Here is a 15,442-nt window from a genome sequence, read left to right on the forward strand (position 1 = left end):
CATCGACCCCGTACAGGCCCTAGGGCCTGTACGGCGGATCTTTCCGGGCCCGCGACGCCGGGCATCCCGGCTGGACGCACTCCCGAATCGCCCAAGTACGTCCAGTACGAGGACGACTCGGGCGCACGCCCAGCCGGGCGCCCAACGCCGCGGGCTCATCCGAAAAGATCCGCCGTACAGGCCCTAGTCGAGGGCAGCAGCCCGGATCAGCTCGGCCAACTCCCCCACCTGCGGTCGATGCAGCACGTTGTGATGGGTGCCGGGGATCTGCCGGGCGCGAGACTCGGGCGCCCACACGCCCCACCCCATCGCACTGTCCCCCGTCCGATCGCCGCCCTGTTCGGCGCGGTAGACGTGCACCGTGCCCGGGTACGGCTGGAGCGTGCCCGGCGTGACGAGGTCGAAAATCCGGGCCTCGACCAGGAACAGCCGGGCAATACGCTCGACCTGGTCCGCAGGAACCAGCCCACGGCCGGCGATCCAGCGCACCGCGGCCGCGTGTCGCACCTCCTGTGTGCCGTCGAACAGCTCCGTCGGCGGAACGGGAAGGTCTTCGGCGCGAAGCCCGGGTCGGTTGAGCAGTGCACCGAGCAGCTCGTGCGGTGGGAAGACCACCGGCATGTCAGGCCGCGGCGCTTCCGCCTCGATCACTCCGACGTACCGCACCTCCCGGCCCGCCGCTGCCAGTTGGCGGGCGACGACGACGCTGATGATGCCACCGCCGGACCATCCGCCGATGCGGTAGGGACCTTCGGGCTGGACACGCAGGATCTCCGTGACGTACCGCGCGGCGAGGAGCTCCAGGTCCGTGTAGGAGTCAGGCCCCTCGAACAGCATCGGAGCCTGTAGCCCGTACGAGCTGGTGCGCGGACCGACCAGACGGGCCAGTTCGTGGTAGCACAGGACGGTCCCGCCCAGCGGATGGATCCAGAAGAACACCGCCTCCGGATCCTCCACCACGTGCAACGGCACCACCACCGCGTCCTCCTCGGCGCTGTGGTCCGCCCCGGTGACCGCCTCGGCGAGACGCTCCACCGTGCTGGCGCTGACGATCGCGTGCAACGGCACGGCGACCTGGAACTCTCGTTGGATGGCGGTGACGAGGTGGATCGCCAGCAGAGAGCTGCCGCCAAGCTCGAAGAAGCTGTCCCGGACCCCGATCCGCTCGATCCCCAGGATGCGCTGCCAGATCTCGGCGAGCCGCCGTTCCACCGCGTCGCGCGGTTCGAGGTAGGGCGTGCGCAGGTCAGGACGCTCGTACCGGACCAGTCCGGCCACCGTCGGTTGCTCCTGGTCCCAGTCCGACCGCACCCAACGGGCGAGCCTGCTGCCCAGATCGGCGGTGGAGACCACGATCTGGGTCGACGGCCGGCCACGCAGCAGGCGTTCCAGCACGGGGCCGCCGTCCTCCTGGCTCATGGCGAGAGCCGCAAGGGACTCCCCGAGCACGACACCGCTCCCCGTCTCCGGCAGACCGTGCGGCAGCGGCCGCCAGCCCTCCCAGTTCACCGCCAGCCAGGTGGCGCCGGTGAGCCTGCGCTGCCGGTGCGCGAACAGGTCGAGATGGGCGTTGGCCGCAGCGTAGGCCGCCAGACCCAGACCGCCCAGCACCGGGCTGAGTGAGGAGACCAGCAGAACAAAGTCCAACGTGAGTCCGTCGGTGACCTCGGCCAGCACCTGCAGGCCCTCGACCTTGGAGCGGACCTGCTGATCGCAGGTGTCGCGATCGAGCTCGTCCAGTGCCAGCGCCGGGCCCTCGGCGACCGTGCCCGCACAGTGGAGGACACCGTTCAGCGCACCGAAGCGGTCGGTGACCTGGCGGATCACCTCGCGCATCTGTGCCGGGTCGGCCAGGTCCGCGGCGAAGGTGAGCACCTCGGCCCCGGCTTCTTCCAGCCGGCTTACCGCCGCGATCCTCGAAGCCACCAGCGAGTCCGGCTCCGCACGAAGGAGGCTCGGCCACTGTGAGCGGGGTGGCAGGGCTTGGCGGTGCACCACTGCGAGCTTGGCCGACCGCGCGTGGGCGAGATGCGCGGCGAGAGACTGCCCGACCGTTCCAAGGCCGCCGAGCAGCAGGTAGACGCCGCCTTCCCGGAGCAGGCTCGGACCGGCCTCCGGGAGCTGGACGGGCTCGTAGTGCTGGACCCACCGGTCCTCTCCGCGATACGCGACGTCGGCGGGCAGCAGGGCCGGCTCAGCCGCGAGTTCCGCGGCCAGCTGCGCCGCGAGTCGCTGTCCGGCCTCGACCGTCGGCGCCGCTTCGACGTCGACCAGACGGGCATGGACCCCCGGAATCTCCTGGGGGATGACTCGGCAGGCCCCCGCGGCCATCGCGTGCTCCGGAACCAGATCGGGTTCCCCAGCCACCGCGAGCGCGCGGTTGGTCACCACGGTGTACCGAAGCGGACCGGTGACCTGGCAGCGGAGCAGCGCGCGGGCGAGGAACAGCACACTGTGCAGGCTGCGTCCGCGCACGTCCGGCCGGGCCGTGGGAACGGCGCAGAGCGTGTGGACCAGGTGTGCGGGGAATCCCCCCGACGTGCTGCGGACGACGGAGACCAGCCGCTCCGCATCCTCGGGCGAGGACAGGTCGAAGGCGAAGTGCTGGGATCCCAACTGGGTGAAGCTCTCGCCGGGTTCAGCCGTGACCACGAGGTGCCCGCGCTCCCGCAGCCAGTCGGCGAGCAGCGAGCCGAGCCCGTCGGGATCCGTGACCACCAACCATGAGCCGGGCTTCTCGTCGGGGTCGGCCACCGGCCAGGACGTGCGGGTCCAGCCGGCGGAGTAGAACCAGCGCGAGACCTCCGGCAGGCGTTCGGTGGCATCGGCCGCAGCTCGGACGGGCTCGCTCGGCACGTCCAACCAGTGCCGCTTGCGCTGGAAGGCGTAGGTCGGCAGAAGCACCCGGCTGGGCCGCTCAATGCCGGCCGCAGCCAGCTCCACCGGAACTCCCGCCAGCCACAACCCGGCGAGGGCCGCGCTGAAGCCGTAGCTCGCGGGCACGTCCTCGGCCCGCCGCCCGAAGACGGGAAGTACGACGGCGTCCGTCGGTCCGGCCGCCCCGGGAGAGGCCGCCCCCTCGCCGCCGAGGGCGTGCTCGCTGTCCAGTGACAGGTCGATCACGGGACCGTCCAGGTCCTGGGCAAGCGCCTCACGGAGGTCGGGCGCCGTCGGCTCCACCACCTGGGCGGCCCAGAAGCCCGGGTCCGTCGCCTCCTCGGCTTCCACCCACCGGCCGCGAGCGGCGCAGTACAACGCCAGCGCGGGGTGGGCCAGCGGTACCCGGCGCAGCTCCTGGGACGCCGCAGCGAGCCGGGCATCCGGCGCGGCTTGCGCCACAGCGAGCGCGACCTCGAAGACGTCGGCCACGGGGAGGACCCCCGCAGCCGCGGCAGCCAACAGGGCGCCCAGTCCCGTGCCGAGTGCGGCCGAGGGCCGTACCCCGTGCTCTGCCAGCGTCAGGGTCAGCGCATGCTGCGCCACCAGCACCGCCGTCTCGGAAAGCGACCGGGCCTGGTCCGCTCGCCCCGGGCTGCCCATCAGCTCCGTACGCACCCGACCGGCGACCCGGGGCGTCAACGCATCGCACAGCGCGCTCAGATGACGACGGAACGCGGGAAGCTCCGCGACCAGTCCCGTGAGGAACTCGGTACCGACGCCGTTGCCCGCCGGGCCGTAGTACAGCGCGACGCCGGCGTGGTCCACCGTGTCGTCCACGTAGGACCGATCGCTGCCGGCCGCCATGACCTGGTGGAGGAGGGTGGTGGCCTGCTCGGTGCTGTCGGCGATGACGACGCGGCGGTACGGGTGCTGGGTGCGTCCGTACTGGAGGGTGTGGGCGATGTCGGGGAGGGCCAGGCCGGCGTTCCTGCCGAGGTGTTCGGCCAGCCGGGCGGTGGCCTGGTCGAGGGCCTGCGGGGTCTTGGCGGACAGCGGCAGGACATGCGGCCGCCGGGTGGCGGGCGGCGTCGCGCCCCGCTCGGGGGCCTGTTCGAGGATGACGTGGGCGTTGGTGCCGCCCATCCCGAGGGAGCTGGCGCCGGCCCGGCGCGGGAGGCGGGTGGCCGGCCAGGGCGTCACGCTGGTCGGCACATGGAACGGGGTGCGGTCCAGGTCCAGATGGGGATTGGGCTCGGTGTAGTGGAGCGTGGGCGGGATGACGCCGTGCTCGACGGTGAGGATGGCCTTGATGAGGCCGGTGACACCGGCAGCGGCGTCGAGGTGACCGATGTTGCTCTTGACCGAGCCCAGCGCACAGCTGGCCGGTGCCAGAGCGGGGCTCGCGCCGAACGCCTCGCTGAGCGCCGCCACCTCGATGGGATCCCCGAGCGAGGTCGCGGTACCGTGCGCCTCGACGTAGCCGATCTCCTCAGGGCGCGTTCCGGCCGCTCGCAGCGCGCCGCGGATCGCCGCGACCTGTCCTTCGACGCTCGGAGCGGTGTAACCGACCTTGCCTGCACCGTCGTTGTTGACCGCGGTACCGGTGATCACGGCGTGGATGGTGTCACCGTCGGCGAGGGCGTCCTCCAGCCTGCGCAGCACGACCACCCCGGCGCCACTGCCCGGCACGCTGCCGGCCGACTTCGCGTCGAACGGCCGGCAGTGCCCGTCAGGAGAGGTGATCCCGCCTTCCTGGTACAGGTAGCCGCGAGCCGGGACGAGGATCGAGGACCCTCCGGCCAGTGCCAGGTCGGTCTCGCCGTTGAGCAGCGCCTGAACGGCCAGGTGCACGGCGACCAGCGACGTCGAACAGGCAGTCTGCACCGTGATCGCGGGACCCCGGAGGTCGAGCTTGTACGCCACCCGGCTGGCCGTGAAGTCCTTGTCGATGGCCAACCCCAGCTGGAACCCACCGGTCTCCTCCAGGCGGTGGATGTTCGGCAGGAGGTTGTTCCACGCGTAGTCGCCGAAGCCGACTCCGGCGTAGATGCCGATCAGCCCGGGGAACCGCTGCGGATCATGGCCCGACCGCTGCAGAGCCTCGGTCGCCACCTCCAACAGCAACCGCTGCTGCGGATCGAGCAACTCCGCCTCACGAGGCGAGAACCCGAAGTACTCCGCATCGAACTCCCCCACCCCCCGCAGGAACCCCCCACGAGCCACGTACTCCGGCCGCGCCACCTTCTCGGCCGGCACACCCGCAGCCTCAAGCTCCTGCGCACTCAACGTCGAAATCGACTCACGACCACCGAGCAGGTTCTCCCAGAACTGCTCGACATCCTCCGCACCCGGAACACGGCACTGCATACCCACCACTGCGATCTTCGGTCCGGTGCTCGCCGGGGAGGGCGGGGCGGCCTCGGGCAGGACGACCTCCGCCGACGTGGCACTCGACCGGCCGCCGGCCTCGATGTGCCGGGCGATCGCCGCGACCGTCGGGTGGCTGAAGAAGTCGACGATGGGAATCTCGTGTCCCAACTCGGCTGCCAGGATCGAGCGGACCCGCAGCAACAGTAGGGAGTGCCCACCGACGTCGAAGAAGTTGTCGTGCCGCCCGACGCGGTCGAGGCCGAGCACCCTGCTCCACACCTCAGCGATCCGTGCCTCTGTCCCGGCCAGCGGAGCGGTCGCCCGGCCAGGGCGCTCCGCCGGCTCGGCGGCCGGCTCCTGTGCTGTCAACGCGGCACGATCGATCTTGCCGTTGGGGTTGAGCGGGAACGCATCGATCACCACGAGTCGACCCGGGACGAGGAACCGGGGTATCCGCTCGGCCAGTTGGCCCAGCACCTGGTCGGTATCGACCTGCCGGCCCGGCAGCGCGGTGAGGTAGCAGACCAGGATCTCGTGCCCCTGCACGGCCCGCGTGACCACCGCCACGGCCTGGGCGACGTCGTCGCAGGTCCTGGCAACCGACTCCAGCTCGCCGAGCTCGATCCGCACTCCGCGCAGCTTGGTCTGTGAGTCGCCGCGCCCGTGGTACTCCAGTTCCCCGTTGCTGTTCCAGCGGACCGAGTCGCCGGTGCGGTACATGCGGGCGCCCGGGGTCCGGTCGAACGGATCAGGTAGGAAGCGCTCCGCGCTCAGGCGCGGGTTGCCGATGTAGCACCGCCCGGTGGCGGGGCCGCCCAGGTACAACTGCCCCGGTGTGCCGATCGGCACCGGGCGCAGGTCGGCGTCCAGCACGTAGGTCCGGACGCCGCGGATCGGCGCACCGATGGGAACGGAGCCGTGCTCGGCAGCCCCGGGAAAAGCCGCTGTGGACGAGCACGCCGCTTCGGTGACCCCGTAGATGTTGACCACCCGAAGTCCCGCGATCCGGTCACCGAGCCGGCCCACGAGCTCCGCGGGGAGGGCCTCGCCCGCGAGTACCACGGTCTCCAGAGTCGCCGGAAGGCCGCCGGCACGCACCAGTTCGGCCGCGATCGACGGAACGGTGTGCATCGCACGCACCGGTACGGGGAACGGAACGGCGGCCAGGTCGAGCGCATCCCGCGCAATCAGCAGCGTGCCGCCGTGCGAGAGCGGAATGAAGAGCTCCATGACCGAAAGGTCGAAGCTCGCCGAGCAGGTGGCGGAGAACCCGGCGAGTTCCCCGTCGGAGAACAGCTCGCGTCCGTAGGCCATCAGACCGACCAGGGAGCGGTGTTCGTTGGCCACTCCCTTGGGTGTCCCGGTCGATCCCGAGGTGTAGATGACGTAGCACAGCTGGGCACCGGTCACCGGAACCTCGGGACGAGCCGTCGGGACGCCGCCCTGCTCGGCGTGTCCGCCGTCCAGCGCGACCAGCGCCAGCCCCTCGGTCGGGAGATCGGCCAGGAGCTCCTCATGACCGACGACCGCGGCGGCGCCGCTGCTCTCCAGCATGTGGCGCAGCCGCGCCGGCGGGTAGCCCGGGTCCAGCGGAAGGTACGCAAGACCGGCCTTCATCACCCCGTAGAGGGCGACCAGCAGGTCCACGTCGCGATGTGCACACACACCGACCGCGGTCTCGGGAGCGAACCCGTGCCCGATCAGGCGGTGAGCCACCTGGTTGGCGCGCGCATCGAGTTCGGCATAGGTCAGTGTCCTCTTGCCGTCGCTCACGGCGATCCGGTCCGGGAAGCGGTCCACCGACTGCTCGAAGCAGCCGTGCAGGTGCGGCGGCAGGTCGAAGGAGTCCGTCGGCCCGGAGCACCATGCGTCCAGAAGGCGTTCTTCGGCGGCGCCGAGCACCGGCAACTCGCTGATCGGGTCGTCGGGGCGCGCGGCGGCGCCGACCGCCGCCGTCACCGCACGTTCGCCGAGCCGGGCCATGGCGGGCTCGTCGAACAGCGCGGTGTCGTATTCGAAGACGCACCGCACCGAGCCGTCCTGGCGCTCGATCAGCACGACGTTCAGATCGAACTTGGCCGTGTTGTTGGGTACGAGGTCGTAGTCGATGTCCAGTGCACCGAGTTTGATCTGCTCCGCCGGCGCGTTCTGCAGCACGACCATGATCTGGAACAGCGGGTTCCGCGACGGGTCGCGGACCGGCGCCAGCTCCTCGACCACCTTCTCGAACGGCAGGTCCTGGTGCTCGTAGGCTTCCAGGCAGGTGGCACGGACCCGCCGGAGGCACTCGCGAAAGCTCGGAGCGCCCGACAGGTCGGAACGCAGGATCAGCGTATTGACGAAGAAGCCGATCACCTGGTCGAGCTCAAGCCGGGTACGGCCAGCGATCGCCCCCGCCACGCTGATGTCGGTCTCGCCGGTCGAACGGGCGAACACCGTCTTGAACACCGCCAGCAGAGCCATGTACAGGGTCGCCTGCTCCTGCGCCGCCAGGTCGCGCAGGACCTGGACAGCCGACGCGGGGATGTCGAAGCCGTAGCTCGCGCCGAGGTGTTCTGCCGACTCCACGCGCTCACGGCTGCTCGGCAGCGCGGTGATGCCGGCGCCCCGGAGCTTCTCGCGCCAGTAGGCCAGGTGCTCGTCGAAGTCGCCGGCGTCGAGCAGCTCCTGCTGCCAGAGGGCGTAGTCGGCGTACTGGATCCCCAGCTCGGGCAGCTGTGGCTCCCGCCCGCCGGTGTAGCCCTCGTAGAGGGTACGGAGCTCCCGGAAGTACACGTCCTGGGACCACGCGTCCGTGATGACGTGGTGGCTCATGATGAGGAGCTGGTGCTCCTCGGGTCCCAGCACGAGCAGCATCTGACGCTGCAGCGGGCCGGTCGCGAGGTCGAACGGCCTGCGTGCCTCCTCGGCGACGATCCGCGCGCGCTCGTCCTCGCGTGCCGCGGGCGGCAGCCCACTGAGATCGGTCACCGTCAACGGGATCCTCAGATCGGCGTGGATGACCGCCAGGATCTCGCCGTCCCGTTCGACGAATGTGGACCGCAACGACTCGTGGCGAGCGACCAGGCCCTCCAGCGACCGCTCCAGTGCCCCCAGGTCCAGCCGCCCACGCAGTCGAAGCGTCATGGGAACCACGTAGAAGGGGTTGCCCGGGTCCAACTGCTGGGTCAGCCAGAGTCCTCGCTGCGAGCACGAGGTGGGCATGGCGAAGGCATCGCTGTCCGGCATACTGCGTTTCCTTTCGGGACCTAGGGCGTGTCTGACGGCTTGCGCGCAGCAAGCATGAACATCTGCCCGTGAGCGTCGGGAAGCTCCTGGTAGGCGAGGTCCAGGTCGATCAACCGCTGGAGCTCGAAGGTGTGGTCCGCTCGTCTTCCGATGTCGTATCCGACGGAGTCCGGGAAGACGCAGAAGGGGTCCACCCGCACCACGTCGAGTCCGGCCGTCTCGACGTCCCTGCACAGGTCCGTGCGGCTGCGCAGGTTCTGCCAGAGCAGGTCGATCTGCGCGGGCGTGTACATCGTGAGGAAGTCGACCCGCCTGGATTCGGGATCCCAGGTCGAGCAGACGAAGTGTCCGCCGGGGCGCAGGACCCGGTTGACCTCGCTGAGCACCCGGGGCAGCAGCGGGAGCGTCAGGTGCGAGAGCGTGCCCATCATGCAGGTCACGAGGTCGAAGCTGGCCGCGGCGAAGGGCAGGCGGGTCGCATCCCCCACGACCAGCGGGATGTCGTCGTCGCTGTACAGGCGCGACGACCTCGCATAGCGAACCGCTTCGTACTCCAGCTCGACACCGAAGCTGCGGAAGCCGAGCTTCTTGAGGACGCGCGGGTAGCGGGCGGTTGCGGTCCCGATGTCCAGGGAGGTTCCGGTGATCTTCGCCTCTTTGACGAATGCCAGGCTGTGAATGATGTCCAGCCACTTCTTGACCTCGTCCGCCGGTGGGGAGAAGTCGTAGGCGAGATAGCTCGCCAGCGGCACCCGCGGCTGCGGCGTCGCGGCCAGCTTCCCCAGCACGCTGTCGACCAGGACACCACCGTGCAGCAGATGTGTGCGGTAGTCGGCATCGGTGTCGTGGTGCGCCCACGGCCTGGGAGCGGGGAAACCGCCGTCGGCAGATGGCGGCCGGCCCCCGGTGGTCGTCGGCTGGTCCGGATCGGTGCCGAGCGGCGAGAGCGCGGCGATGCGGCGGAACGTGTCCCGGTAGTCGACGTTCCATCCCGCGACGGTCTGGTAGACCGACCGTGCCTCGACGACGTCACCCTGCCGCTCGTACGACTGCGCGAGGTTGTACAGGGTGATGAGGCCGCCGCGTTCGATCCGCCGCTGATGGATCCTCTGACGGCTGACCTGGGCCGCCATCGGCATGTCCAGTGCCTCGAAGCACAGGCTCGCACAGGTCAGCGCCTGCGAGGTGAAGTCGGCGTCGGCCGCGGCCCGCTGGTAGTGGCCGATCGCCTCCAGGTGAAGCCCGCGCCCGTGCAACAGGTCCCCGAGCAACTGCCGCTCCGGGCCGCGGTCCGGACAACTGACGAGATAGTCCCCCAGCACCGCCATCACGGCGTGTTCGGCCTGCCTGGCCTGGTCGGCCGGCGCCCTGTGGACCGCGTCGAGCAGGTAGCGGTGACCATAGGTCAGCACTCCGAAGGCGCTGCACAGGTCGAGCAGGTCCGCCAGCGCGTTCTCCCTGCCCTCGACGAACGCCCGCTCCGCCGCGCGCAGTCGGGTCAGGCGGCGACAGGTCAGCCGGTTCTCCAGGACGACGACCGAACCGTCACCCGTACCGACCACCGCCGTCGCGCCGTCCGCGCTCAACGCCGTGGACCACGCCTCGCCGTCACCGGACCAGCTCCAGTACTCCTCCGCCCTGCAGCCACCGAGGACCACCCGCCCGTCGACGCTGCCGACCAGGACCAGCTCTCCGTCCGATGTCGCGGAGGACGAACACACCGTGGCGGCCGGCGCGGTCACACCCGCCCACGCGCCGCGGCTCCCGTCCGGCCACTCGGTCCGCGCTCCGGCGTCGGACGGGGCCGGTGCGCGGTCGGCGGCCTGGTAGCCGCGACCGCCCCAGACATACCGGTGCGCCCGGCCCGAGCGGAGGAGGAGTTCGAGGAACCGTCCGTCCGCACTCAGCGCCACATGCTCGACTGCCTCGGTGTAGTCCTGGTGGAACAGCTCACCGCCGGCTTGGTCGAAGACCGTGACCGAGCCGCTCCGTTCCCCGGACAGCAAGGTGCCTACCGCGACCCGACCGCCGCCGCAGGCGAGCGCGGTGCTCGGTTGCCCGGCCATCGGCTCGGAACGCCACAGCAGACCGCCCGCGCCGTCCAGCAGGTGCAGTCGTCGGTCCGCCGAAACCGCAGCGACCCGCCGGCCGTCCTCGTCCACCGCCACGCAGAGGACCGCGTCACCGGCTCGGTAGAGCGCTCGTTGCGCGAACGGCGGGGCCGCCTCACCGGCGGCCGGCCACCGGACGTCGGCCGGGGCGAGGACGACCGCGCTGCGGGATTCGGGTGGCTCGACGACAAGGAGCTCGTCGTGGCTGCGAGTCGTCACGGCTGCTCCCCCGCGGCCGGGTCGCGAAGGCTGGTCCGGTACTTGTCGCGGGACACCGCGATGATGGGCCGGGACCGGCGACGGTCGCTCACGCGGTCCCGGGCCTCCCGTACGACCATGGCGAGCCCGGCCAGCGTCGGGTGGGTGAGCAGCTCGTGCAGTGGTACGTGCACACCGAGCTCCTCACTGATCCGTGCCACCACCCGGGTGGCGATCAGCGAATGGCCCCCCAGTGCGAAGAAGCTGTCGTCGGCCCCGATCTGACGCACTCCCAGGAGCTGCTGCCAGATCTCCCGGAGCGCCAGTTCCAGCTCGTCCGAGCACTCCCGGTAGTCCGTCTGGAGCACCGGCCGATCGTGCAGCGTCTGGTCCGCGGCCGGGTCGCTGCTACCGCCTGCTTCGGCGCGCCAGGCGCCGGTCACCCACTGCGCGATGCGGCTGTCCAGCGGACCAGTCGACACCACCACCTGGGGAACGAAGGGGTTCCCGAACAGGCGGGCCATCACCTGCCTGCCGGCTTCGTCGTCGATCAGGTACTCGGCGAGCGTCGCCGCCGTGCTGGCGTCCTTGGCGGCGTCCCCGAAGGTCCATCCCTCCCAGTTGACGGACATCCAGCTCACGCCCGTGCGCTCGCTCTCGCGTTGCGCGAACGCGTCCATGTGGCAGTTCGCCGCGGCGTAGGGGTAGTAGCCGATACCGCCCAGTACCGAGGCGATGGACGAGTTGACCAGGACGAAGTCCAGCGGCTTGCCGTCCAGGCAGTCCGCCAGGACCCGCAGACCACGCACCTTGGCGGCGAAGTGCCGCTCACATGCCTCACGATCCACCAGATGCATCGGCACGCTGGCGCCTTCGTTCACCATTCCGGCCGAGTGGACGACACCGGTGAGCGGGCCGAACCGGTCCTCGACCTGGGCGACCGCGGCTGCCAGGGCTTCGGGCGAGCTGATGTCGGCGGTGACCGTCATCACCTGCGCACCCGCCCCCTCCAGCTCCTTCAGTGCAGCCACCGCGTAGTCGAGCCGCTCGTCGCCGCCGGACGCCCAGTCCTGCCAGTCCGCCTGTGCCGGCATCGGAGTACGTTGCAGGAAGGCGAGGTTGACGTCGGTGGTGGCAACGAGCTGCCGGGCCACCATCCGTCCCAACGGCCCCAGGCCACCGATCAGCAGGTAGGTGCCGCCCTTTCGGACGACGGACCGGCCGGTGTCCTCGCGGAACCGCACCGGTTCGAACGCCTGGACCCAGCGGTGCGGCCCACGCAGGGCCACCGCGGCGTCCGCGGGGGCGGCCAGCAGCTCGGAGACGAGCGGTCCCAGGACAGCCGGCAGGGCGTCGGGGCCGGTGACCCCGACGATGTCGATGGTGCGAGGACGCACGTGCGGCAGTTCCTGTCCGAGGACCCGGCAGGCGCCGCTCAGCATGGCCCGCGCCGGATGCGGATCGAGCTCGCCGCTCACCGACTGGGCACCCGCGGTCACCACACTCAGCTCGACCGATGCGACCTGGCCGACCGCCGTGAGCGCCTGTGCCAGGTAGAGCAGGGAGACTACGTCGTCCTGCTGGCCGTCGTGGCCCGCCGGCGGTAGGGTCGCGGCGAGTGCGTTGACCAGCCGTGGCGCAATCCCACCCAGCGTCGCAGCCAGCGCGTCGAGCAGGCCGACCACCGAGTCGGGCCGCATCGCGTCGTACCGGTACACGCCATCCGCTGTCCGCTCCACCTGCTGCCCTGCTCGGCTGATCGCCAGCTGGACGTCCGCGCCCCGTCGGCGCAGGGCATCGGCCAGGGCGGTGCCCATGGCCGCATCGGCCGCGAGGACCAGGAACGGCGTCTCACCGCCGGTGCCCGGTTCCAACGGCATCACCCGGCGCCAGGACGGCAGGTAGAACCAGTCGGAAGGGTCCTTGCGTCGCCCGGTGGCCACCGGAGCAACCCCCGCGTTGGCCTTCAGCCAGTAACTGCGACGCTGGAAGGGGTAGGTGGGCAGTGCCACGCGACGCTGCACCGGCGCCGGCTCCGAAGCTCCCGCGTCCCCGCCCCAGCGGATGTCGGCGCCCCGCAGCCACAGCCGTCCGAGCGTCGCACGCACCGTGGTCAGGTCGTCGTCAGCGCTGCTGCGGCCCGGCAGCCCGGGCAGGACCAGACCCCTCGGTGCACCGGCCCGGGCCGGGTGCTGCATGGCGAGGCTTCCCAAAATCTGGCCCGGCCCGATCTCGACGATGATCGGCGCCTCATCCAGGTCCCACACCTCGGCCAGGTTGTCGGCGAACCGGACCGGCTGGGTGAGGTGACGAGCGAAGTAGTCGGGGTCGGTGGCCTCCTCCTCGCTGAGCCAACCACCGGTGACGTTGGACAGCACCGGAATGGCCGGGGGGCGCAGCTCGAACCTCGAAGCCAGGGTGCGCAGTGCATCCGCGGCGGGCCGCATCATCGGCGAGTGGAAGGCGTGCGACGTGGGCAGCGTCCGGCTGGCAACGCCGTCCGCGGTGAGTTGCTCCGCGAGCGAGCGCACCGACTCGGACGAGCCCGACACGACGGTCAGCATGGGCCCGTCGATCGCGGCGAAGCACAGGTCCGGCAGTGCGGCGAGGTAGGGCTCCAACGTCGCCGTGTCGGCCAGGACGGCCACCATCGAGCCGCCGGGGAGCTCGTCGATCAGAGCCGCACGGCTGGCCACCAGGGAGAGCGCCTCGTCCAGTGCCAGGACCCCGGCGACACAGGCGGCCGTGTACTCGCCGATGCTGTAGCCGCCGACCGCGGCCGGCTCCACGCCGTAGCTGCGGTAGAGCTGGGCCAACGCGTAACCAAGCACGAAGGCGAACGGCTGCGCGAGCCGGGTGAGACTGAGGTCGGGGGCGTCGTGCGAGCCGTCCCCCGGCTCCTGGAAGACCTCGGTGAGGTCCGTGCCGAGCATCGGACGCAGGATGCTCGCGCACGTGCGGAACTCGGCCCGGAAGACCGGCTCGTGCTCATAGAGCTGGGCGGCCATCTCGGGGTAGTGGTCACCGACACCGGAGAACAGGAGGACCACCGGGCTGCGGCGCTCCGCCACCCGGTCGCTGAAGACCGCCGCCGGATCCGCCTGGTGGAGGAGGGCGGTGGCCTGCTCGGTGCTGTCGGCGATGACGACGCGGCGGTACGGGTGCTGGGTGCGTCCGTACTGGAGGGTGTGGGCGATGTCGGGGAGGGCCAGGCCGGCGTTCCTGCCGAGGTGTTCGGCCAGCCGGGCGGTGGCCTGGTCGAGGGCCTGCGGGGTCTTGGCGGACAGCGGCAGGACATGCGGCCGCCGGGTGGCGGGCGGCGTCGCGCCCCGCTCGGGGGCCTGTTCGAGGATGACGTGGGCGTTGGTGCCGCCCATCCCGAAGGAGCTGGCGCCGGCCCGGCGCGGGAGGCGGGTGGCCGGCCAGGGCGTCACGCTGGTCGGCACATGGAACGGGGTGCGGTCCAGGTCCAGATGGGGATTGGGCTCGGTGTAGTGGAGCGTGGGCGGGATGACGCCGTGCTCGACGGTGAGGATGGCCTTGATGAGGCCGGTGACACCGGCAGCGGCGTCGAGGTGACCGATGTTGCTCTTGACCGAGCCCAGCGCACAGCTGGCCGGTGCCAGAGCGGGGCTCGCGCCGAACGCCTCGCTGAGCGCCGCCACCTCGATGGGATCCCCGAGCGAGGTCGCGGCGCCGTGCGCCTCGACGTAGCCGATGGTTGCCGGAGCGGCGTCCGCTATGGCGAGCGCCTCGGCGATCACCCGAGCCTGGGCGGTCTTGCTGGGGGCGGTGTAACCGACCTTGACAGCGCCGTCGTTGTTGACCGCGGTACCGGTGATCACGGCGTGGATGGTGTCACCGTCGGCGAGGGCGTCCTCCAGCCTGCGCAGCACGACCACCCCGGCGCCACTGCCCGGCACCGTGCCGGAGGACTTCGCGTCGAACGGCCGGCAGTGCCCGTCCGGAGAGAGAAGTCCGCCCTCGGCCACTTCGTATCCATGACCTGACGGGTAGATCGAGGCCCCGCCGGCCAGAGCCAGGTCGGTGTCACCGTTGAGCAGCGCCTGAACGGCCAGGTGCACGGCGACCAGCGACGTCGAACAGGCGCTCTGCACCGTGACGGCCGGACCCCGGAGGTCGAGCTTGTACGCCACCCGGCTGGACGCGTAGTCCTTGTCGCCCGACATCACGACCTGGAGCATCGGAAACTCGGCGAGCACCTCGGGGTGGCTCATCACGTTGTTCATCAGGTATCCCGGGAAGCCGACTCCGGCGTAGATGCCGATCAGCCCGGGGAACCGCTGCGGATCATGGCCCGACCGCTGCAGAGCCTCGGTCGCCACCTCCAACAGCAACCGCTGCTGCGGATCGAGCAACTCCGCCTCACGAGGCGAGAACCCGAAGTACTCCGCATCGAACTCCCCCACCCCCCGCAGGAACCCCCCACGAGCCACGTACTCCGGCCGCGCCACCTTCTCGGCCGGCACACCCGCAGCCTCAAGCTCCTGCGCACTCAGCGTCGAAATCGACTCACGACCACCGAGCAGGTTCTCCCAGAACTGCTCGACATCCTCCGCACCCGGAACACGGCACTGCATACCCACCACTGCGATGCCGTTGCTGGTGGCGTCCATAACCCTCATCTCGTCGAT

Annotated in this window: 3 protein-coding genes; all 3 read right to left on the bottom strand. The window is 70.8% G+C overall.

Annotation, left to right across the window (positions count from 1 at the left end; all coding sequences use genetic code 11):
- Nucleotides 1–183 precede the first annotated feature (183 nt).
- Genes P3T41_RS16300 through P3T41_RS16310 form a run of 3 tightly spaced genes read right to left on the bottom strand, consistent with a single transcriptional unit; the run spans nt 184 to nt 15,433 of the window.
- Nucleotides 184–8,478: a non-ribosomal peptide synthetase gene (locus P3T41_RS16300; protein ID WP_280690569.1), complete on the bottom strand. Its 8,295-nt coding sequence runs from the start codon at nt 8,476–8,478 to the stop codon at nt 184–186.
- A gap of 20 nt (nt 8,479–8,498) precedes the next feature.
- Nucleotides 8,499–10,808, bottom strand: a complete 2,310-nt coding sequence (locus tag P3T41_RS16305; protein ID WP_280690570.1) for a methyltransferase domain-containing protein — start codon at nt 10,806–10,808, stop codon at nt 8,499–8,501.
- The gene (locus P3T41_RS16310) at nt 10,805–15,433 is read right to left on the bottom strand and encodes a type I polyketide synthase (RefSeq protein ID WP_280690571.1); all 4,629 of its coding nucleotides are present in this window, start codon (nt 15,431–15,433) and stop codon (nt 10,805–10,807) included. Before P3T41_RS16310 ends, P3T41_RS16305 begins: the two co-directional genes overlap by 4 nt.
- Nucleotides 15,434–15,442: the final 9 nt, after the last annotated feature.

It is taken from the genome of Kitasatospora sp. GAS204B (genome assembly GCF_029892155.1).
Taxonomy (GTDB): Bacteria; Actinomycetota; Actinomycetes; order Streptomycetales; family Streptomycetaceae; genus Kitasatospora.